At 70.4% G+C, this 22,083-nt stretch carries 23 protein-coding genes; 12 read left to right on the top strand and 11 right to left on the bottom strand.

What is annotated here, in order from left to right:
• Positions 1-20 precede the first annotated feature (20 nt).
• Positions 21-1,049 carry a 6-phosphofructokinase gene (locus DEJ01_RS17375; RefSeq protein ID WP_071404484.1) on the bottom strand — a complete coding sequence of 343 codons (1,029 nt, stop codon included), beginning with the start codon at positions 1,047-1,049 and terminating at the stop codon, positions 21-23.
• A 73-nt stretch (positions 1,050-1,122) separates the two neighbouring features.
• Here DEJ01_RS17375 and DEJ01_RS17370 point away from each other — a divergent pair, with 73 nt between their 5' ends.
• Positions 1,123-2,088 carry a DNA-3-methyladenine glycosylase gene (locus DEJ01_RS17370; RefSeq protein ID WP_111093720.1) on the top strand — a complete coding sequence of 322 codons (966 nt, stop codon included), beginning with the start codon at positions 1,123-1,125 and terminating at the stop codon, positions 2,086-2,088.
• A gap of 105 nt (positions 2,089-2,193) precedes the next feature.
• On the opposite strand, the gene DEJ01_RS17365 is transcribed toward DEJ01_RS17370, so the two are convergent.
• Positions 2,194-3,051: an NAD-dependent epimerase/dehydratase family protein gene (locus DEJ01_RS17365; protein ID WP_111093719.1), complete on the bottom strand. Its 858-nt coding sequence runs from the start codon at positions 3,049-3,051 to the stop codon at positions 2,194-2,196.
• Positions 3,052-3,123: 72 nt separating this feature from the next.
• On the opposite strand from DEJ01_RS17365, the gene DEJ01_RS17360 reads away from it, so the two are divergent.
• From DEJ01_RS17360 to DEJ01_RS17330, 7 genes are all read left to right on the top strand, one after another.
• On the top strand, positions 3,124-3,456 hold the full coding sequence (locus tag DEJ01_RS17360) for a hypothetical protein (RefSeq protein WP_111111165.1): 333 nt from the start codon (positions 3,124-3,126) through the stop codon (positions 3,454-3,456).
• Between the two features lie 52 nt (positions 3,457-3,508).
• Positions 3,509-4,873 carry a hypothetical protein gene (locus DEJ01_RS17355; RefSeq protein WP_111093718.1) on the top strand — a complete coding sequence of 455 codons (1,365 nt, stop codon included), beginning with the start codon at positions 3,509-3,511 and terminating at the stop codon, positions 4,871-4,873.
• Between the two features lie 513 nt (positions 4,874-5,386).
• Positions 5,387-6,868, top strand: a complete 1,482-nt coding sequence (locus DEJ01_RS17350; RefSeq protein ID WP_111093717.1) for a DUF2971 domain-containing protein — start codon at positions 5,387-5,389, stop codon at positions 6,866-6,868.
• A 253-nt stretch (positions 6,869-7,121) separates the two neighbouring features.
• Entirely contained in the window at positions 7,122-8,183 is a 1,062-nt protein-coding gene (locus DEJ01_RS17345) for a TerC family protein (RefSeq protein ID WP_110863587.1), read from the top strand.
• A gap of 42 nt (positions 8,184-8,225) precedes the next feature.
• Positions 8,226-8,915, top strand: coding sequence for a YceI family protein (locus DEJ01_RS17340; protein WP_071404490.1), 690 nt, complete (start codon positions 8,226-8,228; stop codon positions 8,913-8,915).
• Positions 8,912-9,427, top strand: a complete 516-nt coding sequence (locus tag DEJ01_RS17335; RefSeq protein WP_111055231.1) for a sigma-70 family RNA polymerase sigma factor — start codon at positions 8,912-8,914, stop codon at positions 9,425-9,427. Before DEJ01_RS17340 ends, DEJ01_RS17335 begins: the two co-directional genes overlap by 4 nt.
• Positions 9,424-10,131: a zf-HC2 domain-containing protein gene (locus DEJ01_RS17330; protein ID WP_111045605.1), complete on the top strand. Its 708-nt coding sequence runs from the start codon at positions 9,424-9,426 to the stop codon at positions 10,129-10,131. Before DEJ01_RS17335 ends, DEJ01_RS17330 begins: the two co-directional genes overlap by 4 nt.
• Here the strand turns inward: DEJ01_RS17330 and DEJ01_RS17325 are convergent.
• Positions 10,128-10,607 carry a MarR family winged helix-turn-helix transcriptional regulator gene (locus DEJ01_RS17325; protein ID WP_071404493.1) on the bottom strand — a complete coding sequence of 160 codons (480 nt, stop codon included), beginning with the start codon at positions 10,605-10,607 and terminating at the stop codon, positions 10,128-10,130. The two genes, DEJ01_RS17330 and DEJ01_RS17325, sit on opposite strands and share 4 nt — an antisense overlap.
• Positions 10,608-10,735: 128 nt before the next feature.
• On the opposite strand from DEJ01_RS17325, the gene DEJ01_RS17320 reads away from it, so the two are divergent.
• Positions 10,736-14,305 carry a bifunctional proline dehydrogenase/L-glutamate gamma-semialdehyde dehydrogenase gene (locus DEJ01_RS17320; protein ID WP_111093716.1) on the top strand — a complete coding sequence of 1,190 codons (3,570 nt, stop codon included), beginning with the start codon at positions 10,736-10,738 and terminating at the stop codon, positions 14,303-14,305.
• Between the two features lie 109 nt (positions 14,306-14,414).
• Here the strand turns inward: DEJ01_RS17320 and DEJ01_RS17315 are convergent, their stop codons facing one another.
• From DEJ01_RS17315 to DEJ01_RS17300, 4 genes are read right to left on the bottom strand one after another with little or no spacing between them, the layout of a single operon-like run.
• On the bottom strand, positions 14,415-14,612 hold the full coding sequence (locus tag DEJ01_RS17315) for a hypothetical protein (RefSeq protein ID WP_035809337.1): 198 nt from the start codon (positions 14,610-14,612) through the stop codon (positions 14,415-14,417).
• A gap of 10 nt (positions 14,613-14,622) precedes the next feature.
• Positions 14,623-15,165 (bottom strand): dihydrofolate reductase family protein, encoded by a 543-nt coding sequence (locus DEJ01_RS17310; protein WP_111093721.1) that lies wholly within the window; start codon positions 15,163-15,165, stop codon positions 14,623-14,625.
• A 33-nt stretch (positions 15,166-15,198) separates the two neighbouring features.
• Entirely contained in the window at positions 15,199-15,519 is a 321-nt protein-coding gene (locus DEJ01_RS17305) for a hypothetical protein (protein WP_146247660.1), read from the bottom strand.
• 17 nt (positions 15,520-15,536) lie between these two features.
• Positions 15,537-16,532: an SDR family oxidoreductase gene (locus DEJ01_RS17300; RefSeq protein ID WP_031260052.1), complete on the bottom strand. Its 996-nt coding sequence runs from the start codon at positions 16,530-16,532 to the stop codon at positions 15,537-15,539.
• A gap of 99 nt (positions 16,533-16,631) precedes the next feature.
• On the opposite strand from DEJ01_RS17300, the gene DEJ01_RS17295 reads away from it, so the two are divergent.
• A complete protein-coding gene (locus DEJ01_RS17295; RefSeq protein ID WP_111093714.1) occupies positions 16,632-17,252 on the top strand; it encodes a hypothetical protein in 621 nt (206 codons plus the stop codon).
• Positions 17,253-17,264: 12 nt separating this feature from the next.
• On the opposite strand, the gene DEJ01_RS17290 is transcribed toward DEJ01_RS17295, so the two are convergent.
• Genes DEJ01_RS17290 through DEJ01_RS17275 form a run of 4 tightly spaced genes read right to left on the bottom strand, consistent with a single transcriptional unit; the run spans position 17,265 to position 19,688 of the window.
• Positions 17,265-18,026: a YqjF family protein gene (locus DEJ01_RS17290; RefSeq protein ID WP_258367223.1), complete on the bottom strand. Its 762-nt coding sequence runs from the start codon at positions 18,024-18,026 to the stop codon at positions 17,265-17,267.
• Positions 18,023-18,856, bottom strand: a complete 834-nt coding sequence (locus DEJ01_RS17285) for a nitroreductase family protein (protein WP_111093713.1) — start codon at positions 18,854-18,856, stop codon at positions 18,023-18,025. The genes DEJ01_RS17290 and DEJ01_RS17285 overlap by 4 nt, the downstream gene beginning before the upstream one ends.
• Before the next feature lie 3 nt (positions 18,857-18,859).
• Positions 18,860-19,240: a hypothetical protein gene (locus tag DEJ01_RS17280; protein ID WP_111093712.1), complete on the bottom strand. Its 381-nt coding sequence runs from the start codon at positions 19,238-19,240 to the stop codon at positions 18,860-18,862.
• 10 nt (positions 19,241-19,250) lie between these two features.
• Positions 19,251-19,688 (bottom strand): Lrp/AsnC family transcriptional regulator, encoded by a 438-nt coding sequence (locus tag DEJ01_RS17275; protein WP_017887694.1) that lies wholly within the window; start codon positions 19,686-19,688, stop codon positions 19,251-19,253.
• Positions 19,689-19,933: 245 nt separating this feature from the next.
• On the opposite strand from DEJ01_RS17275, the gene ddaH reads away from it, so the two are divergent.
• Together ddaH and rocD are read left to right on the top strand one after the other, a co-directional pair.
• A complete protein-coding gene (gene ddaH / locus DEJ01_RS17270; RefSeq protein ID WP_071245287.1) occupies positions 19,934-20,842 on the top strand; it encodes a dimethylargininase in 909 nt (302 codons plus the stop codon).
• Entirely contained in the window at positions 20,842-22,071 is a 1,230-nt protein-coding gene (gene rocD, locus DEJ01_RS17265) for an ornithine--oxo-acid transaminase (RefSeq protein WP_111093711.1), read from the top strand. Before ddaH ends, rocD begins: the two co-directional genes overlap by 1 nt.
• The last annotated feature ends 12 nt before the right edge of the window (positions 22,072-22,083 follow it).

The raw sequence follows: 22,083 nt of genomic DNA, 5'->3' as shown, positions 1-22,083 counted from the left end.
GCCCCCCAGCCCCCGCCCCCTCAGCCGAACATGATGGCGGCCTCGTCGAACCGCGCCTGCGGCACCGTCTTGAGCTCGCCGAGCGCCTCCTCGAACGAGACGTGCTCGATCTCGGTGCCCCGCAGCGCCACCATCCGGCCCCAGCGCTCCTCGACGACCGAGTCGATCGCCGCCAGCCCGAGCCGGGTCGAGAGCACCCGGTCGTACGCGGTCGGCGTGCCACCGCGCTGGATGTGCCCCAGGGTCGTGGCCCGCGTCTCGATGCCCGTCATCTCCTCGATGAGCGGCGCGAGGCGCTCGCCGATGCCACCGAGCCGCGGCCGCCCGAAGGCGTCGAGCCCGCGCTCGGTGTGCGCGGTGTCCTCGTGGTCGGGGACGAAGCCCTCGGCCACGACCACGAGCGGCGCGCGACCGCGGTCGTAGGCGGCCCGCACCCACTTCGCGATCTGTTCCATGCTCGTCTTCTGCTCCGGGATGAGGATCGCGTGCGCGCCCGCGGCCATGCCGGAGTGCAGCGCGATCCAGCCCACGTGCCGGCCCATCACCTCGGCGACCATGCAGCGCGAGTGCGACTCACCGGTGGTGCGCAGGCGGTCCATCGCCTCGGTCGCGATGGCGACGGCGGTGTCGAAGCCGAACGTGTAGTCGGTCGCGCCCAGGTCGTTGTCGACCGTCTTCGGCACGCCCACGATCTGCAGGCCGGCGTCGGTCAGGCGCTTCGCAGCGGCCAGGGTGCCCTCGCCGCCGATCGCGACGATGGCGTCGATGCCGTGCCGCTGCAGGGTCGCGGAGATGTTCTCGAACCCGCCGTTGGGGCCTTCGAACGGGTTCGTGCGGCTGGTGCCGAGGATCGTGCCGCCCTGCTTCGCGATGCCCTGGATGTCCTTGCGGCCGAGCGGGACGATGTCGCCGTCGACCACCCCGCGCCACCCGTCGCGGAAGCCGACGAAGTCGTGTCCGTAGATGGCGATGCCCTTCAGGACGATCGCGCGGATGACCGCGTTCAGGCCGGGGCAGTCGCCTCCGGAGGTGAGGATGCCGATGCGCATGGGAACTCCGTCGTCGGGTGGTGGGGATCAGTGCCCATCATGACTGACGGTGGTTCCGCATTACCATCCCCGTGTGTCCCTGCTCGCTTCCGCCGCCGTCGACGCCGCTGGTGCGTCCGGTGACGCGTCTCGCGTCGACACGGTGTACCGGCCTGGAGGCGCGGTGGACGTCGCGTCGACCCTGCGGCCCCTGCAGCGCGGCTCCGGCGACCCGGCCTTCCAGGTGGTCGGCGGCGTCGTGTGGCTCGCGCTGCACACGCCCTCCGGCCCCGCTTCCGTGGCGATCCGGCGGGCCGGCGACACCATCGCGGTGTCGGCGTGGGGGAGCGGTGCGTCGTGGGCGGTCGAGCACGCCCCCGATCTGCTCGGACGCGGCGACGACTGGTCGTCGTTCGACGTCTCCGCCAACGAGTTCCTGGCCGCGGCACGACACCGGCAGCCCGGGCTCCGGCTGCTCCGCACGAACACCGTCGTCGCGATGCTCGTCCCGGCGATCATGGAGCAGAAGGTGACCTCGCGGCAGGCGTGGGGCGCGTGGCGGTACCTGCTCCGTCGGCACGGCACCCCGGCACCCGGTCCGGCACCCGCGGGCATGATGGTGCCGCCGGATGCTCGGACGTGGGCACGGATCCCGAGCTGGGAGTGGCACCGGGCAGGCATCGAACCGGGACGCTCCGCCACCGTGATGCGCGTCGTGAAGCTCGCGCCGGCACTCGAACGGACCCTGGCGCACGGCCGCGGCGGCGAGGTCGTCTCCACGAAGCTGCAGTCCATCCCCGGGGTGGGCCGGTGGACCGCCGCCGAGACCGCCCAACGCTCCCACGGCGACCCGGACTCGCCGAGCGTCGGGGACTTCCACGTGCCGGCGCTCGTCGGGTGGGCGCTCACGGGTGCCCCGGTCGACGACGACGGGATGCTCGAACTGCTCGAACCCTGGCGCGGGCACCGGGAGCGGGTCGTGCGGTTGATCGGTGGCTCCGGGTTCCGGAAGCCCGCGTTCGGGCCGCGGATCACGATCCAGGACCACCGCGGCCACTGAGCGCGTCTGTCGGGCGGGTGTGTGGGTCCGCAAAACACCGGTGTTCGCGCATTGCACACCGGCACGTGGGTGTTCGGAGTGCGAACACCGGTGTCTCGCGGGGCGTCAGGGGTGGCGTGTGCCCTCGCCCGCCAGCACCTCGCGGTACCCCTCGCGGAACGTCGGGTACTGGGGTGTCCATCCCGTCGACCGGAGGAGCGCGTTCGACAGGCGCTTGTCGCCGCCGGCCTGCCGCGCGTCACCGTCACCCGTCGACGGCTCGGCGACGTCGAGTTCGTCGGCCAGGAACCGCAGCACGTCGTCCAGCCGGCTCGGCTCGTCGTCCGTCCCCAGGTAGAGCGGTGCCGGGTCCGGCAGCGCCGCCAGGTGCACGAGTGCTGCTGCGGCGTCGTCGCGGTGGATGCGGTTCGTGTGCGGTGAGGTGCCCGGCGCCAGCCGTGCGGACCCGGACCGGACCTGGTCGATCAGTCGCTCGCGGCCGGGGCCGTAGACGCCCGACAGCCGGACCAGCACGGCGCCGGGAGCGCGCTCGCGCAGCAGGACCTCCGCCTCGACCAGGACCTCGGCGGTCGGGGTCGCACCGCGCGCCGGAGTTTCCTCGGTGACTTCGCTGCCGTCCGAGACGTCGTAGACGGCGGTCGAGGACACGACGAGCACCCGCGGGCCGGCCTCCGAGGCGTCGATGCCGTCGAGCACGTTGCGCAGCCCGTCGACGTAGGTGGCGCGGTACTCGTCGACGTCGCGGCTGCCGGCCGCGAAGGCCACGACGACGACGCTCGTGTCGGCGGGGATCTCGGGGACCTCGTGGCGCAGGTCGACGCTCCGGCCGGTGATCGGTACGGGGACCAGCTCGGCACGGCGGCGGAGTCCGATCACGCGGTGGCCCTGGTCGGCGAAGCGCAGGCCGGCTTCGGTCCCGAGGTCGCCGCATCCGGCGATGACGACTGTCGTGGAGTTCTGCACGGCTCGACCTTGGCACGGCCGGTTGGTGGTAGGCGGGGAAGCACGCACATCGCAGATCACTAGGGTCGGCGCATGGGGCGGCAGCGGCGACGGGTGGTGCGTGACGTGGCGATCGCCCTGCCCCCGGTCGTCGAGATCGTGCTCGTCGTCGCCGGCTCGATCGTCTCCGTCGGAGCCGAGGGGGAGAGCGCGGAGTCGTGGGCGCCGTTGTCGTGGCCGATGTACGCCGTCCTCGTGACGTTCCCGTTCGCGGTCGGCGCGCTCGTCGCGGCGGTGCGGCTCCGCGGACTCGAGGCCAGGACGCCGGCGATCTGCTTCGCTGCCCTGTCGGTGGCCGTGGGTGCCATCCCCTTCGTCGGGATGCTGAGCGTCTTCGTACAGTTCTGGAGCGTCTCGTCTAGATGAGAACGGTTATCGTCTAGACGACCGTCATCCGACACTGCACCCCAGGAGCCCCATGTCCGCTCGACCTCCACGTCTCCTCCCCGCCCTCGTCCTCGCGGGGCTCGTCCCCCTCGTCGCCACCGCGATCGCCGTCCCCGCGTCGGCTGCACCCGCCGTGACGCGGACCGCCCACCACAGCTGGCTCGTCACGGCTGACCCGACGGCGAAGCGCGTGTACGTCAACGACGCCGTGACCGGTCGGCGCACCGCCACCCTGAGCGGGATCGAGTTCGGCACCCACGCGGGCTCCGTGCAGCTCGGCCACGGGCAGATCGCGTTCATGGACGAGTCGAAGCCGCAGCTCGACGTCCTCGCCATCGGCCCCCGCGGCACGGCGCACATCGCCCAGCACTACGCGATCCCCAACGCCGACAAGCGCTGGGAGCGTGCCGGCTGGCTGTCGACCGACACCGCACGCCGGCACCTGGCGGTCGGCTCCGACTTCGACGGCTCCGAGCGACAGCGGGTCACGGTCATCGACCTGCGGCGGAAGACGGAGCGCACCGCCCGGATCGACACCTCGGCGGTGCAGCTCGCCACGACGGGCAAGCGCGGCACCGAAGAGGTCGAGACGTTCCTGGTCGGCAGCCCCCTGCGCCTGGTCGTCACCGCGGGCGGACGCCTCGACGCCTACTCCGTCTCCGCGATCATGCGCGGTGCGACGCACCCGCGCCCCGTCGCGACCACGCCCCTCGGCGCGTACCCGCACGGCCCGATCGTCAACGCCACCGGGACGGTGATCGGCTCCGACCTCGCCGCCGGCGTGCAGACCGTGCGGGTGACGCGGACCGGCTTCACGGGCTCCCGGTCCGTCGCGTACCCGAAGCCGAGCGTGCAGAGCTACCGCCCCCGCATGGCGCCGGACGGGACGACCGTGGTCGGCACCCAGGCCGGCAGCACGGCTGCCGGTACCCCGTGGAACGCCGTCCCCGCGTACCTGACCACCTCGTCGACGGCGTCCAGCGGGATCAGCAGCGTCGAGCTCGGCACCGGGTCCTTCACCCGGGTCGCCGTCACCGCCCGGTTCGCCGCCGTCGCGCTGACGTCGGGCACCGGGGACTCGCTCGTCCTGGTGCGGAAGCAGGCCGACGGTGTCTACTCCGGCCCGACGACCTCGGTCGCGCTCACGCCGCTCCGCAAGGGGCCCGTCGCCGGACAGCCGGCCACCGGGGCGTCGGTGCGGTTCACCGCGGCGACCGACGACGGCCGCAGCGTGTTCGTGACACGGGGCGACGAGGGGAAGATCACCCAGATCGACACCACCGGTGCGAAGCCCTCCGTGCTCCGCACCATCACGCTGCCCACGGCGCTCGCCGGGGGCGGGTACCTGACGACGGTCGACTCGACGGTGGCCCCGTACGACCTCAGCGGTCGCTGACCAGAGGCACGCTCGACGCGGGGCGAGGTCTCTGCGACCGCGGTTGCTCAGCCGGCGTTGCGGCCGCGGCATTCGAGCGCCGAAAGCTCGATTGCCTGGAGACCAAAGTTCGGGCCGACCCCAGTTGGCGGGCCGGGTTCATCGGCGTACTTGATGGAATCGGACGTGCCTGGTCGGAACTCTCGACCAGGCACGTCCGTATTCACGCTCCATCGCGCGAGTCCCGGGTTCTCCGCACCTTTCGTTAGGAGACCGCGTCGGTCTCTTCCTGCTTGCACTACTGCGTGAGCGAAGTGTCTGGGCGCCGGCAACTAGACTCGCGATGATCCTCGTGCCTCCTAGCCGACCATTCAGCGCCTGCGCCGCTGATTCATGGGCACGCAGATAACGCTCAGGTACTGCTGATCGGTCGGGACCCCGACCGGAACGAAGAGTTGTACCTGAGTGTGAGCAATCAGCATTGATAGGCGTTCACCTCCTCTAAGTTCGGCAAGCTGCTGTTATATTGGCGGCATGACATTTGCGGGCGCGCAGTCTTCGTCAATATTGCACAACACGACGGCTTTGGTTTCGATCGTCGATGGCTCCGCCGATGAACTTGCTGAGGTGGAATTAGCGAACAGTATTCGCGGGCTGACGTCGGATCTCTATCATTATACGAGCGCCGAGACCGCGGTTAATTGGATCCTCAAAGATCGAACTATTCGGCTGTCACCGTTCAGCGGCACCAACGATCCTTGGGAGTCCCGACCGATCTTCCCGGCCCTTGAGGGTGAATCTAAGAGTCCACATTTCGAGCCAGGCTTGGGTATGTGGGCAGAGATCGATCGCCATATTCGAGGGTTCTCAAAGGTGGCCTGCTTCACGCAGGACTATGAATTGCCGCCGACCGCGCTCAACGAAGATGCATTACGCGGCTGGACCCACCTATCCATGTGGGCCCATTATGGAAAGCGTCACTCCGGTCTGGCGCTTCAGTTCGACCGGAACAAGCTTGTGGAGGCATTCCGAACAAACGAGTCTTCGGCAGTCTTCCAGCATTACGGCCCGGTACGTTACATGCACTCGGAGGTGAGTCCGGGTCCGTTCGGGATCAGTGTCGAGCAGATCGAGGAGTTCGGGATCGACGCGGTTTCCTTGCGATATGCCCAGATTCACCAGGAAAGGCTGTTCTTCCGCAAGCACGTTGACTGGGCAAATGAATATGAGTTCCGGCTCGTCCGAACGGATTTGGCGAACGAGACGTGGGACGTAGACATCACTTCAGCTCTCAGCGCGGTGATCTTGGGAGAGACTTTCCCCGACGACCTGATTCCGACGGTAAGAGAGAGGCTCAAGGGCTTCGATAGTGTGAAACTACTGAGAAACACCTATCACAATCGTCGACTCGGCGTGATTCCTTTGGAGCCGCGCGGTGCAGTGCAATCACCTCCTATTGTTCCACCCCTCAATCTGCCTGCGCCGCGTCGGCAGGGAGATGTCGATCAGAGGTTGATTGCGCTCAATGACGCCGAAACTCGCGCGGCTTCCGCTGGGCAGGCGGCCGAGCGGCGTGCGGGGCCCGTGCTTCAGGCTTGGTCGAAGATACTAGGTAGTTCGACCAGCTTTGCGGCATGGCCCAAGGTTACGTTCCGTCAGCACCGAAGCATTTCGGCTATTCCGGAGGGAAGGCGAGCGCGGCCTGCCGGTATTGATGGCGACCAAGTCGCTTATCAGGCAGGGGAGATGGTAGTCGGAGAGAATCAGCCACGATACACGTACAGCCTGGTGATTGCTCTAGCCATTCAAATTCTCGAGAATGGTTCCACTCGCCTTTACGGGCAAATCACGATTGAGGAGTGGAACAGTGGGGGCAATGTTGTTAGAGAGATGTATCAGGTGTGCAGGGTTGTTGACGAAGGTGCGCCCGAAGTTGCTGCCGCTGAGTTGGTGGCGGACGTACTAGCCCGAATACCGCAGGTTCGAAGAGTGTTCGATGAACTTCGCAATGTTTGATCGCACGGCCTGGCATGCGAGTGAACCCGCAGATGCGTTAAAGAGCGGCTCCAGATCGACCGGCCTGGCAGTGAAGAGTAGCCGCAGAGGTCCGGGATTCCGGTACTGAGACTGTCACCTTCACGGTGAGAACCCGCCTACCTTCTGTCCGCCGCACGCAGCCCCGGGGTTCGCCACCGCCCGGATCATGCCGGAGACTGGTGCGGGTCGCTCACGAAGCTGCCCGCCCCACCACCAGCAAGGAAGGCTCCGCATGCCCGAGCTCCCCGTCGTGTTCGAAGTCGGCTCGATGATCGCCCTGGTCGCGATCCTGCTCGCCGACCTGCTGATCGTCGCGCGTCGCCCGCACGTGCCGACGCTGCGCGAATCCGGCATCTGGGTGGGCATCTACGTCGGGCTGGCACTGGTCTTCGCGGTGCTCATGCTGGTCTTCGCCGGTGGCGACTCCGCCGGGCAGTTCCTGGCGGGCTGGCTGACCGAGTACAGCCTGAGCATCGACAACCTGTTCGTGTTCGTCATCATCATGGCGCGCTTCTCGGTGCCGAAGAAGATCCAGCAGGAGGTGCTGCTGCTCGGCATCATCATCGCGCTCGTGCTCCGCGGGATCTTCATCCTGGTCGGCGCGCAGCTCATCGAGAACTTCTCGTGGATCTTCTACATCTTCGGCGCCTGGCTGATCTGGACGGCGATCCAGCAGCTCCGCGGCGAGGACGAGGACGACCAGAAGGACACCTTCATCGTCCGGTTGCTGCGCCGCCGGGTCCGTCTCACCGACACGTACGACGGCATGAAGTTCCGCACCCACCACGACGGTGTCCGGCACTTCACGCCGCTGCTCATCGTGCTCATCGCGATCGGCACCACCGACCTGCTGTTCGCGCTCGACTCGATCCCGGCGATCTTCGGCATCACCGAGAGCCCCTTCATCGTGTTCACCGCGAACGTCTTCGCGCTGATGGGCCTGCGCCAGCTCTACTTCCTGCTGGGCGGACTGCTCGAGCGCCTGGTCTACCTGAAGTACGGCATCGCCGTGATCCTGGCCTTCATCGGCGTGAAGCTCGTCCTGCACGCGCTGCACGACAACGAGCTGCCGTTCCTGAACGGCGGCCACCACATCGAGTGGGCGCCGGAGATCAACACGTGGGTGTCCCTGCTGGTGATCGTCGCCGCGATGGCCGTGTCGACGCTGGCGAGCCTGGTCCGGATGCGCGGGGAGACCCCCGCCGACGCCGTGACCGCGGACGACACAGCGGCGGACGACGACCGATCCGACCAGGACCGCGCCGATCAGGACCGCGCCCGCACCTCCGACTGAAACCCGTTTGAACGATCCGCCCGGCTGCCTCGTCGTCTGGGTATGGCACTCCGCAAACGCACCAAGGTCATCATCGGGATCTCCGCCGGCGTCGTCGTCGTGGCGGCAGCAGCCGTCATCGCCGGCCCGGTCATCTACGCGAACACCGTCAACGGCCAGGCCGCCGCAGCACCCTCGCTGTCGGCGTCCTCGTCCGGCACCCTCGACGCGAAGGACGCCGACGGCACCTGGACCAGCAAGAGCAGCTCGTACGCCGGGTACCGGGTGCACGAGGTCCTGCAGGGGAATGATGTGAACGTGGTCGGTCGCACGAAGGACGTCAAGGGCACCGCCGTCGTCGACGGCGGGTCCCTCACCAAGGCGTCCGTCACCGTGCAGGTCGGCAAGATCAGCACCCCCGAAGCCGCCCGCGACGAGTACTTCCGTTCCACCGCGCTGCAGACCGACAAGTACCCGACGGCGACGTTCGAGCTGACGAAGCCCGTCGACGTCACGAAGGCGCTCGACGGCTCCACGCAGGACGTCACCCTGACCGGCACGATGGACCTGCACGGCGTCGAGAAGCCCGTCACGGCCGACGCCCAGGTCGCGGTCGGCAAGGGCGGGACCGTCCAGGTCGCCGGCACCGTGCCGATCACCTTCGCCGACTACGGCGTGAAGGCCCCGTCGCTCGGCTTCGTCACCGTGGACGGGAAGGGCTCCGTCGAGTTCTCCCTCGACCTCGGGAAGTGACCGTGACGAGTCGTTCCGCGGACGAGCTGCTCGCGACGCTGTACCGCGAGCACGGTGACGCGCTCACGCGGTACGTCCGGCACCTTACGCGGGACGGCTCGACGGTCGAGGACGTCGTGCAGGAGGCGATGGTCCGCGCCTGGCAGCGCCCGGCCGTGCTCGAACGGGCACCCGACAGCGCGCGGGCGTGGCTCTTCACGGTGGCGCGCAACCTGGTGGTCGACGACGCACGGTCGGCCCGCAACCGCCGTGAGCACGGCACCGAGCACCAGGTCGAACGGATCGAGTCGGACAGCACGGACGCCGTGCTGGACCGGATCGTGGTCGCCGACGCACTCGCGTCGCTGAGCCCGGACCACCGTCGCGTGGTGGTGGACGCGTACTGGCTCGGGCACACGGTGCCGGAGATCGCACGACGACACGACATCCCGGAGGGCACCGCCAAGTCGCGGTTGCACTACGGGCTGCGAGCCCTGCGGCTCGCACTGCAGGAACGAGGAGTGACCCGATGAGCGACGACAAGTACGCGGAGTGGGATGCGGCGTACGTCCTCGGGTCGCTCCCGGCGAGCGAGCGCCTGGAGTACGAACGGCACCTCGAGAACTGCGACCGCTGTGCGGCCGCCGTCGCGGAGCTGGTCGGTCTGCCGGGGCTGCTCGGCAAGCTGCCGGCTGACCAGGCGATCGAGATCGCCGAACCGGACGGGAGGCCCGACACCCGTTCCGAGAGCGACCTCGCCTCCGTCGCGCACCGCGTCCGACACCGTCGCCGCCGTCGCCGGGTCTGGGTCGCCGCAACCGCGGGGCTCGCGGTGGTCGCCGCCGTCCTGGGCGGGCTCGCGGTCGGCGCCGCGGGGGAGCGCACCACGGTGCAGGCCGGTGCCGCTCCGACCGCAGCCGCCACCGCCGACCGCTACGACATGACCGGCGTGCAGGGACTCGACGTCCAGCTCGCCATCAGCGGCGAGCAGTGGGGCACCCGCTTCGACTGGGGCTGCTCGTACGGCGGCAAGGAGTGGTCACCGGACGGGTCGATCCTCTACGACCTGGTGGTCGTCCGGACCGACGGCACGACGCAGACCGTGGGCTCGTGGACGGCTGCCGGCGCGGATGCCCGAGGGCTGTCCGCGTCGACGGACATCCCGCGGGACGAGATCAAGAGCGTGCAGGTCCGGCTGCGCGGTGAGCGCGGCGCGCTCGCCGTCGTCACGCTCTAGCCGACGTCGGCCTCGTCCGAGGCGTCGTCGGGGCCGATGGCGTCCTGGACGCGCGCACTGACGGACCGCAGCGTCTCGGCGTCGGTCCCCACGGGCCTCCAGAACAGGTCCTCGAGCGCACCGGTGTGCGCGCGGATGCCGGCGAGCACCGCGCGACGACCGTCCGCGGTCATCACCACCCAGCTGCCACGGGCGTCGCTCGGGCAGTCCGCCCGCTCGACCAGGCCGCGGGAGACCATCCGCGTGACCTGGTGGCTGACGCGCGACTTCTCCCAGCCGATCCCCGCCGCGATGTCCCGGACGCGCAGACGGTGGTCGGGGTCGCGGTGCAGGCCGATCAGGATCTCGAACTCGGGGACGGAGATGCCGGCGCCCGCCTGGACGGCCCGGTCGAGCGCCCGGTCGAGTCGTCGCCAGGCGTCGTGGTACGCGTCCCAGGTGGCCCAGTCGTGGCCACCGTTGCCCTCCGTCGACATGCCGACCAGCGTATCCACCGGGCGGACGATCGGACCGCGCCGCGAGCCCTTTCATCCGCTCGGATGACTCCTGGCCGACGTACGGCGTGCTCCGAGGTCGCGTCGGACGTGCGGCATACGATCGGGGGATGCCGAGCGCTCGCCTCCAGGACACCACCGATGACGCCGTCGCGCTCGTGCGCCGGTGGCTGGCGGCGTCCGCCGGGGTGAAGCCCGACCCGGGAGCGGTCCGTCTGGCCGAGGTCCTGCGCGACGAGCAGGGCCTCGACTTCACGCGGGGGTTCGTGGACAAGGTCATCCGCCCCGAAGACCCCCGGGTGGCGGCACGGAACCTCGAGCAGCTGAGCCGCGACGTCCCCGACTTCCTCGCCTGGTACCTGCGCGGGGCGGTGACGCTCGGCGGCGGGTTCGCCACCATGGCGCCGTGGGCCGTGATCCCGACCGCGCGCCGGATCCTGCGCCGGATGACCGGGCACCTGGTCATCGACGCGAGCACGAGCAAGCTCGGCCCGGCCCTCGCCAAGGTCCGCGGTCCGGGGACGCGACTGAACGTGAACCTGCTCGGCGAAGCCGTCCTCGGCAGCGCCGAGAGCGACCGACGCCTGCAGGGCACCATGGACCTGCTCGCCCGCGACGACGTCGACCACGTGTCGATCAAGGTGAGCGCCGTCGTGCCGCAGACCTCGCCGTGGGCCTTCGACCAGACCGTCGAGCGCGTCGTCGACCGGCTCGTCCCGCTCTACCGCCTGGCCGCGGCACCGACGGCCTCCGGACGCCCCGCCAAGTTCATCAACCTCGACATCGAGGAGTACCGCGACCTCGACGTCACCCTCGCCGTGTTCCGGGCGCTGCTCGACCGTGACGAGTTCGCCGACCTGCCGGCCGGCATCGTGCTGCAGGCCTACCTGCCCGACGCAGCGGGAGCACTCGACGCGCTGACCGCGTGGGCGCAGGAACGCCGGGCGCGCGGCGGCGCCCCGATCACGGTGCGGCTCGTCAAGGGCGCGAACCTCGCCATGGAGCACGTCGACGCGATCCTGCACGGGTGGCCCCTCGCCACCTGGGGCAGCAAGCGCGAGACCGACACCGCCTACCTCCGGCTGCTCGACGCCGCACTGACACCGGAACGCACCGACGCCGTGCGGATCGGGGTCGCCGGGCACAACCTGTTCGACCTCGCCACCGCGTGGGTGCTCGCCCAGCGCCGCGGGGTCACCGACGCCGTCGACGTCGAGATGCTGCTCGGCATGGCGTCCACACACGCCCAGGCCGTCCGGGCCGACGTCGGCCAGATCCTGCTCTACACGCCCGTCGTGCAGCCGGACGAGTTCGACTCGGCCATCGCGTACCTGGCCCGTCGCCTGCAGGAGAGCGCGAGCCCCGAGAACTTCATCGCCGCCGCGTCCGACATCGACCACGACGCCAGCGTCTTCGAGCGGGAGCACAGCCGGTTCCTGGCGTCCGTCGCCGCACTCGACGAGCCCGTCCCCGCCACCCACCGCACGCAGGACCGCCACCGCGCGCTCGGCGAACCCATCCTGCGCGACGCGTTCCGCAACGCCCCCGACACCGACCCGTCCATCGCCGCGAACCGGGCCTGGGCGCTCGACGTCCTGCGCCGGGTGCCGCGCTCGCAGCTCGGCGCGCAGACGATCCGCGGTGCGAAGGTCGCCGACCGCTCCAAGCTCGAGCGGATCATGGCGCGCACCGCCCAGGCCGGCGTGAACTGGGGGCGGCAGGACCCGTCCGACCGTGCCGAGCTCCTCGACCTCATCGGGCACGAACTCGAGACCCGCCGCGCCGACCTGATCGAGGTGATGGCCGCCGAGACGGGCACGACCTTCGCCGAGGCCGACGCCGAGGTGACCGAGGCCGTCGACGCCGCGCACTACTACGCCGAGAGCGCCCGCCGCCTCGGGGACATCGAGGGCGCGCAGTACGTGCCGCCGCGGCTGACCGTCGTCGTGCCGCCGTGGAGCTCCCCCGTCGCCATCCCCGCCGGTGGTGTGCTGGCGGCGCTCGCCGCGGGCAGCGGTGTCGTGCTCAAGCCCGCGCCCGAGGCCAAGCGGTCCGGTGCCGTGCTCGCCGACGTGCTCTGGGACGCCGGGGTGCCGCACTCGCTGCTGCAGCTCGTCGACCTGGCCGAGGACGAACTCGGCCGCGACCTCATCGGCCACCCCACGGTCGACCGCATCATCCTGACCGGCTCGTCCGACACCGCCCGTTCGTTCCGCTGGTGGCGCGCGGGGCTGCCGCTCACCGCCGGGACGAGCGGCAAGAACGCCATCGTCGTCACGCCGAGCGCCGACCTCGACCTGGCGGTGCAGGACATCGTGCAGTCCGCCTTCGGGCACGCCGGACAGCAGTGCTCGGCGGCGTCCCTCGTGATCCTGGTCGGGTCCGTGGGTGAGAGCGAGCGCTTCCAGCGGCAGCTCGTCGACGCCACCCGCACGCTCCGGGTCGCGTGGCCGGACGACCCCACGGCGCAGGTCGGCCCGCTCATCGCCGAACCGCAGGGCAGGCTCCGCCAGGGCCTGACCGAGCTCGGGCCGGGGGAGTCCTGGCTCGTGCAGCCCGAGGCGGTCGACGACTCCGGCCGGCTCTGGTCGCCGGGGATCCGCGACGGCGTCCGCCCCGGCAGCGACTTCCACCAGACCGAGTACCCCGGCCCGGTGCTCGGCATCGTGCGCGCTGAGACCCTCGAGCAGGCGATCGCCATCCAGAACGGCACCGACTTCGGGCTGACGGCGGGCATCCACTCGCTCGACGTCGACGAGGTGTCCGAGTGGCTCGCCCGCGTCCGCGCCGGCAACCTGTCCGTCAACCGCGGCATCACCGGTGCCGTCGTGGGGCGGCAGCCGTTCGGTGGCTGGAAGGGCTCCTCGGTCGGCACCGGCACCAAGGCCGGCGGGCCCATGTACGTCGCGACGCTCGGCCGCTGGCTGCCCACGCCCCGGACCGTGCACAAGAGCATCCAGCTGCACGGCCTGCCTCCGCGCGTCACCGCGGTGATCGAGGCCGCACGCAGCGGGCTGTCGTTCGAGGAGTTCGACCGGGTCCGCGCCGGAGCCCTGAGCGACGTGCACGCACGAGAGACCCTCTTCCGGTCGCGGGACCTGTCCGGGCTCGTGGTGCAGCGGAACGTGCTGCGCCACCGACCCCAGTCCGTCATCGTGCGTCAGGCCGAGGACGCCTCGACCGTGGACCTCGTCCGGACGCTCGTCGCCGCGACCTCGGCACGTGCGCACGTCCTGCTCAGCACGGCTCGGCCGCTGCCCGGCCCGCTCACGCAGCTGCTCGCGGGGAACCGGTCCCCGCTCGACGTCGTCGACCACCTGGTGGAGTCGGACCAGGAGTTCCACGCCCGCGCGTCCTCGGGGGCCGTGTTCCAGGCGGACTGGTCCACCGACCAGGACGACCAGCCCGTCGACGCGCTCGAGGCCGTGCTGTCACAGGGGCAGGACCGCCCGGCCCACACGGCGTTCGGTGGTCCCGGTGCCCGGATCCGGTTGCTCGGCGGTGACCCGCTCGCCCTCGAGGAAGCCCTGGGTGCGAGCATCGACGTCGCGATCCACGACGCCCCCGTGGTCGAGGCCGGCGTGATCGAGATGCTGCCGTACCTGCGCGAGCAGTCGGTGTCGATCACCGCGCACCGGTTCGGCGACGTCGACAGCGACTTCTCCGAGCTGCGCGTCTAGGCGCTTCCGCTTGGCGCGCGTTGCGCTTCGTGCGTTTCGTTTCGTGAGCAGAAGAGGTCGGGTCCCGTGTGGGGACCCGACCTCTTCTGCTCACGAAGTGCCCCGAGGATCAGTCCTCGGCGTCACCCGCGTCTTCGTCCTCGACACCGGTCTCGTCCATGCGGTCGCGCAGGTGGTCGGCCATCGCGCCGGCACCCTCACCGGCGTGGTCGTGGTCGACCTGCTCGATCAGGCCCTGCAGCTTCTCGTGGTTCGTGGCATCGGTGGCACCGTCCATGACGGGCTCGGTCTGCTCGTTGTCGCTCATGCTCCGGACGCTACGCCGCGGTTGCTGCGGAACGGTAGTGGAGCTCGACCGCCCCGCCGTCGAACTGGGTGGTGCCGACGAGCTCGAACACCGGGGTCGGTGCGGCGACCGGCAGCAGGGGCGCTCCGGCGCCGAGCGCGACCGGCATCACGGTGACCCGCAACTCGTCGAGGAGGCCCGCCTGCTGGTACTGCGCCGCGAGCAGTCCGCCGCCGACGACCCAGACGTCGCGGCCGTCGGCCACGCGCTCGAGGTCGGCCTGGTGGTCGCCGACCTCGCCCGAGACGAAGCGCACGTCGGCGCAATCCGGCACCGGCAGGTCACGGGTCGTGAACACCCACGTCGCCAGGTCCGGGTACGCCCACGTGTCGTCGTGGTCGAGCAGCCACTCGTACGTCGTCGACCCCATCGCGATCGCGCCGACGCCCGCGTAGAACCGGTCGTGGTGCTCCTGGAACGGCTCGAACCCGAACTGCAGCAGCCAGTCGAGGTCGTCGTCGGGCGCAGCGACGAAGCCGTCCAGCGAGGACGCGACGGAGTAGATCGTGCTCATGCCGGGGACGCTACCGAGCACCTCCGACAGGACTCAGCGGCGTCCTCCGCGACCGACGACCGCTGCCTCGGCGACCGCGAGCACCACGGCGATCCAGAACTGGTCGACCGCGAACCGGCGTCGACGTGGATCGACGGCGAGCGGCACCATCGTCGCGCCGTGCAGGGCGTCCACGACGGCACTCAGGGTGTGCGCGTTGCCGGAACCCGCCCGCGCGACGAGGACGGCCTGTGCGAGCTGCCGGACCCCGAGCACGCCGTGCAGCACCGCCCGGTCGGACCCTCGGGCCGCACGGCTCAGGTGCCACAGGCCGAGCCCGGCCCGGGCCAGCTCGACGACGGCTGTCCCGCTCACGGTCGACGACCGGTGGCTCATCGTCGGCGTCCCGCGACGAGTGCGACCGCCCCGGCGGCACCGAGCACGGCCCCGATGATGCCGTTGCCGACCCGGCGGTGCTCCACCCACCAGGTCTGCGGCGACCAGGCGTGTGCGGACTCGTCGAAGACGCCGTGCGCACCGTGGTCGCCCGGCACCGGCTCGTACAGGTTGTCCCGCATCTCGAGGCCGTCCTTGTCCGGCGCCTGCTGCCCGTCGACCAGGGTCTTGGCGGCGTACCAGTCGGCGAAGCGTCCGCTGATCCGGTTGCCGAGGATCGTGTAGACCGTGGACTCGCCCACCCAGGTGCGGCTGCGCGGCCGCTCGGCCACGGCGGCGATGGCCCGGGCACCGACCTCGGGCTGGTAGATCGGGGCGACCGGCTGCGGGTGGTGCGGCAGCTTCGACTTCACCCACTGGAACTGGATCGTGTTGAGCGCCGGCATGTCCACGCGGGACACCTTGACCTTGCTGCCCTGTTCGCGCAGCTCGGAGACGACCGACTCGGTGAAGCCGACGATCGCGTGCTTCGCGCCGCAGTACGCGGCCTGCAGGGGGATCCCGCGGAACCCGAGCGCCGAGCCGACCTGGATCACGTGCCCACGACCGCGGGGGACCATCCGCGACAGTGCCGACCGGGTGCCGTTCACGAAGCCGAGGTAGGTCACGTGCAGCGCCCGCTCGAAGTCCTCCGGCGCGGTGTCGAGGAACTTCCCGAACACCCCGACCATCACGCCGTTCACCCACAGGTCGATCGGTCCGAGCTCCTGCTCGACCCGGTCGGCCGCAGCCTCGACGGCGTCACGGTCGGAGACGTCGGCGACCAGGGCCAGCCCGCGGCGCCCGGCGGCCTCGACCTCGGCGACGGCGGCGTCGACGCCCTCCTGCCCGCGGGCCAGGACGGCCACGTCCCACCCCCGCGCGGCGAGCTCCCGGACGGTCGCCCGTCCCAGTCCTGCGGATCCACCGGTCACCACTGCCACTCGAGTCATGGCTCCCTTGTACCTGCGGTCGGCCGTGCACCACTCAGCCGCTGTCCCCCGAAGTCGCCGTACCGAACCACGCACGCACCGATCGGACATCATGGCCAGGTGGAGACCCGAGACCCCGACACCGCCGGCCCCGCCGAGGAGGCGCCGCCCGGTTGGGTGCTCAACACACCGAACCGGCCGCTCGAGGTCTGGCTGTACCCGGTCCTCGCGCTGCTCCTCGCCGCCGCACACGTCGCCTTCGGGATCGCCTTCGGTGGTGCGTTGGCGCTCGTCGTCGGGGTGTCCGCCGCAGTGGTGACGACCGTCGGCGCAGTCGCCCTGTTCGTGACGGGTCGGCGCGCGTACGACGAGCAGAGCCGCGGAGCCTCGTGGCGGTCCCACGTCACCCGCGTGGTCGTCGCGGTCGTGAGCGTCGGCATCGTGTCGGTCACCACCCTGACCGTCGGGTTCCCCTTCGGCGCCCTGTTCGGTGCGGTCGCCGGCGTCCCGACGGCGTTCCGCTTCACGCGCTCGGTGCCGCGGATCGATCGCCTCGTCGTCGCGTGGACAGCACTCGCCGTCGCCGCATGGTGCGGTGTCCTCGCGGTCCTCGGCCGCACGCTCGCCGATCTCCCGGACTTCCGGAGCACGACCTGGACGTTCGGCGCTGCCTTCGCGGTGATCAGCGCCGTGATGGCCGTCCATCAGTTCGTCGTCGCACGTCCGTCACCCCACGACTGACGTCGTTCGGCCTCAGCGCCCCCGACCGAACCGCGTCGTGACCCCCGGCGAGTAGAGCACCGAGTCCGGCTCGAGCTCCGTCAGCCCGAAGGGCAGCCCGGCCGCTCCGACCAGGTCGTCCCGCAGCGACACCACCGAGGCCCGGTGCAACGGCCACGACTCGTGCTCGTTCGGCCAGAACCGCGTCCGTCCGGCCCGGTGCACGTGCATGCCCCACCGCGCCGTCAGGAACGTCTCGAGGGGCCCCGGCTCGTCGAGCGCCTCGCCGATCCGGACGTCGAGCATCGACCGCAGGTGAGTGCCGTGCCGACGCATCGCGTACCCCACGCGGCCGTCACCGCTGCGCGACTCCGCGACCGCCCACCGGTACGGCAGTCCGGTCGCGACGCGTGCGCCGATGGTCGGCAGGAGCTTGCCGGCGTCGAGCGACAGGAACACCACCCCGCGTTGCCCCTGCTCGTCGACCGTGTAGACGCGGACGTTCAGCTCGACGAAGTCGCCGATGCTCCCGGTCGAGAACGGCGGGAACCGCGTGTCCTCGAACCGGAACGCGATGAGGCCCACCCAGGTGGTCACCCCGTCGTCGGTGCCGTCGAGCGCCATCGTGTCGGGCCGGGTGCCGGCCGGCAGCAGCGGGGCCACCGCCGACACATCGACGCGCCAGTGCACGAAGACGACGTCGAGCCAGTCCTGCGAGATCCAGGGGCGGCCCGGCAGGCCGGGGGCAACGGCCTGGAGGCCCGGGGTCACGTGGGTGGGTCGGGTGTCGGTCACGATGTGGTCGCCTCCGGTTCGATGTGGGCTGCGACGGGTGCGTCGTCCCACCCGCGCTGCGGGGTGTCGCAGGTGCCGCGGAACACGTACTGCGAGGGACGCTTCCGCTCGCTCGACGTCCAGTCGATGGCCGGACGTCGTCGTTCCGGTGGCAGGTACCCGATCCGGTAGACGGCCATCAGCTCGAGCGACTCGGGCACGCGGAGCAGTCCCTCGATCTCCTCCCACGCGCCGGGGGTCTCCATCGGGAAGGACACGAACTGGATCCCCAGGCCGAGCTCGGTCGTCGCGAGCCAGATGTTCTCCATCGCCGCGCCCATGCTGAACACCGAGTAGAAGCCGGACAGCTCCTCCTTCCGGTACTCGTGGCGGTCGAGCAGCACGCCGAGCAGCAGCGGTGACCCGGCGACGAGCTTCCGGTTCTCCTCACCCAGGGTCTGCGGCACCCGGAGCGTGTTCATGAGCAGCTGCCCGCGCTTCGTGAACACCTGCTTCGTGAACGGCCGAAGCGGCCCGGGGAGCTTGTCGAACAGCATCCCGTCGCGTCGCTCGTCCATCTCGGCCTTCGAGAACCGGAAGTACGGCTTGTACCGCTCGAAGAACGTTCCCTCGGCCATGGTGCGGGTCATCGAGCTGCCGCTGATCTCGGCGACGCGGTCGATCGTCCGGCGCTCCTCGATCAGCACGAAGCGCCACGGCTGGCTGTTGAGCTGCGACGGCGCCCGGCCGGCGAGCTCCATGAGCATCCGCTGGTGCTCGTCCGACACCGGATCGGGCAGGAACGGCCCGTTCGTCGTGCGTCGTCGTCGGATGGCCTCGAACAGCTCCACTGCTCACCTCTCTGATCGCCTGCGAGCGAGCACGGCCCCCAGGTAGGACGGTGCGGCGGCGACCGCGACCTTCCAGTGTGCTCCGGAGCGCGGGTTGGTGCGTGGAGCGAACGCCAGCGGCACGAGTGCCGGCAGCAGGAACAGTGCGGTCCGGTCGCGCGTCCACGCGGGGGTCGTCGCGGCGACACCGGTCAGGGTCGCGGTCACGACGAACAGCCCGTGGTGCACGACCCGGAGCTTCTTCGTGCGGATCAGCTGCACGGCGACCGCGGTGCCCCACAGGCAGTTCGCGACGTAGGCGAGGCCTGCAGCCGTGACCAGCTGCCGGGCAGGGCGCGATCCCGTGGGCGGTGATCCGCGCCTCCAGACCGTCTTCCGTCCCATGCGTGGGACGTTACGCGGTCTCTCGACTGACGAGCTTGGAGAGCACGATCGCGGAGCGGGTGTGGTCGACCTGGGGTGCGAGGCGGACCTTGTCGAGCGCCTCTTCGAGCGCGGACAGGTCCTTCGAGCGCATGTGCACGACGGCGTCGGCGCTGCCGGTGACCGTGCCGGCGTCGATGACCTCGGGGACGGTGTCGAGCAGGGCACGCAGCTCGTCGGGCGAGACGGTGCCGCGGCAGTAGAGCTCGACCCAGGCCTCGGTCCCGCGGTCCTCGACGGCGGGGTCGACCTTGATCGTGAAGCCCTGGATGACGCCGTCACCGACCAGCCGGTCGACACGGCGCTTGACGGCCGAGGCCGAGAGTCCGACCACCGACCCGATGTCGCCGTAGCCGGCGCGGGCGTTGTCCCGGAGCTGATCCAGGATGCGGTGGTCGAGCGTATCCATTTGTCCCCATCGTACGCGGACTTGTTGCGAGGCTGGTGGGTCTCGCGCACGAAACGTGCGTCACCCGAACGGGTGTCAAGCCGTCAGAGTCCCGGTACTGCACTTGCCGGACGGTCTGTGGAAGGATCGACACGGCGTCGACCTGGTCCGCTGCGGTGAGTGAGCCTGCATCTCACCGGAGCTCTTCTCCTCGTTCCGTTTCGGTTCCTGGCAGGCTCGGGCCCCGGTCCCTTCCAGGAGGACTGATGTCGAACACCGCACCCGCCCCCGAGTCCGTCGCCACCCCGGCCCGTGTCGCCACCAAGCGCACGATCCTGATGTGCAAGCCGGACTTCTACACCGTGAGCTACCGGATCAACCCGTGGATGCACCCGGAGGAGCCGACCGACACGTCGAAGGCCGTCGAGCAGTGGGAGTCACTCGTCGCCGTCTACGAGCAGCTCGGCTTCGACATCTCGTACATCGACCCCATCGACGGCCTGCCGGACATGGTCTACGCGGCCAACGGCGGGTTCGTCCTCGACGGCATCGCCTACGGCGCGAAGTTCCAGTACCCGGAGCGCCAGCCCGAGGGCCCCGCGTACATGGACTGGTTCCGCCAGGCCGGTCTGACCGTCGCCGAGCCGGAGCAGACCAACGAGGGCGAGGGCGACTTCCTGCTCATCGGGGACACCATCTTCGCAGGCACCGGCTTCCGGTCGGACAGCACCTCGCACGACGAGCTCGCGAAGATCTACGGCCGCGAGGTCGTCACGCTCAAGCTCATCAACCCGAGCTTCTACCACCTCGACACCGCCATCGCCGTGCTCGACCCCGAGCCCGCCGTCGACGGGACGAGCAACATCGCGTACCTGGAGAGCGCCTTCGACGAGCCGTCGCTGGCGATCCTGCGCGAGCGCTTCCCGGACGCGATCATCGCCACTGAGGAGGACGCCGCGATCCTCGGCCTGAACTCGTACTCCGACGGGTACAACGTCGTGATCGCCGCCCGGGCTGTTCGGTTCGCCGAGCAGCTGCGCGAGAAGGGCTACAACCCGATCGGCGTCGACCTGTCCGAGCTGCTGCTCGGCGGTGGCGGCGTGAAGTGCTGCACGCTCGACCTGCACCCGGTCGGCACCGGCACCTCGGTCGCGCGTTCGCTCGGGGTCAGCTGATGTCGGCGGCAGCGTCGCTCGGGGTCAACACCGCGGCGGCGCTCGCCGTCGAGGACCGCGCCCTCGCGCACAACTACAGCCCGCTGCCCGTCGTCATCGCGTCGGGTGCCGGAGCGACCGTCACCGATGTCGACGGCAAGCAGTACCTGGACGGCCTCGCCGCGTACTCGGCGGTCAACTTCGGTCACGGCAACCCGCGGCTGCTCGACGCCGCACGGGCGCAGCTCGACCGCGTGACGCTCACGAGCCGCGCGTTCGTGAACGACCAGCTCGGGCCGTTCGCCGCGGCACTGGCAGCGTTGACGGAGACCGAGATGGTCCTGCCGATGAACACCGGTGCCGAGGCCGTCGAGTCCGCGATCAAGGTGTCCCGCGCCTGGGGCTACCGCGTCAAGGGCGTGCCGGCCGAGCGGGCGACGATCATCGTCGCGTCCGGGAACTTCCACGGTCGCACCACGACGATCATCTCGTTCTCGGACGACCCCTCGGCCCATGATGACTTCGGGCCGTTCACGCCCGGCTTCCGCACGGTGCCGTACGGCGACGCTGCGGCCCTGCGCGAGGCGATGGACGAGACCGTCGTCGCCGTGCTGCTCGAGCCGATCCAGGGTGAGGGCGGCGTGGTCATCCCGCCGGAGTCGTACCTCCCTGAAGTCCGCGCGGTCTGCGACGAGTTCGGCGCGTTGTTCATCGCCGACGAGATCCAGTCCGGCCTCGGTCGCACGGGGCACACGCTCGCGGTGCAGCGCGTCGGGGTGCGTCCCGACCTGATCACGCTCGGCAAGGCCCTCGGTGGCGGCATCGTGCCGGTGTCCGCGGTGGTGGGCTCGCGCGATGTCCTGGGCGTCCTGCGCCCCGGCGAACACGGATCGACCTTCGGCGGCAACCCGCTCGCCGCCGCCGTCGGCGCCGAGGTCGTGGCGATGCTCGGAGAGGGCACCTTCCAGCAGCGGGCCCTCGACGGCGAACCGCTGTTGCGCGGCCTGCTCGACGACCTGCTCGGCAAGGGTGTCGTCTCGCACCGGGTCGCCGGACTCTGGGCGGGGATCGACATCGACCCCGCGCTCGGCACCGGCAAGGCGATCTCGAAGGACCTCGCCGACCGCGGGCTCCTGGTGAAGGACACCCACGGGTCGACGATCCGCTTCGCGCCGCCCCTCGTCGTCACCGACGACGAGGTGCGCTTCGCGATCGGAACCCTGGCGGACGTGCTCGCCGCGCGCGCCTGACCTGATCCGCAA

Origin of the sequence: Curtobacterium sp. MCLR17_040, from assembly GCF_003234735.1 — a bacterium.
Lineage (GTDB): Bacteria > Actinomycetota > Actinomycetes > Actinomycetales > Microbacteriaceae > Curtobacterium > Curtobacterium flaccumfaciens.
This window is presented reverse-complemented; position numbering and strand designations above follow the sequence as displayed.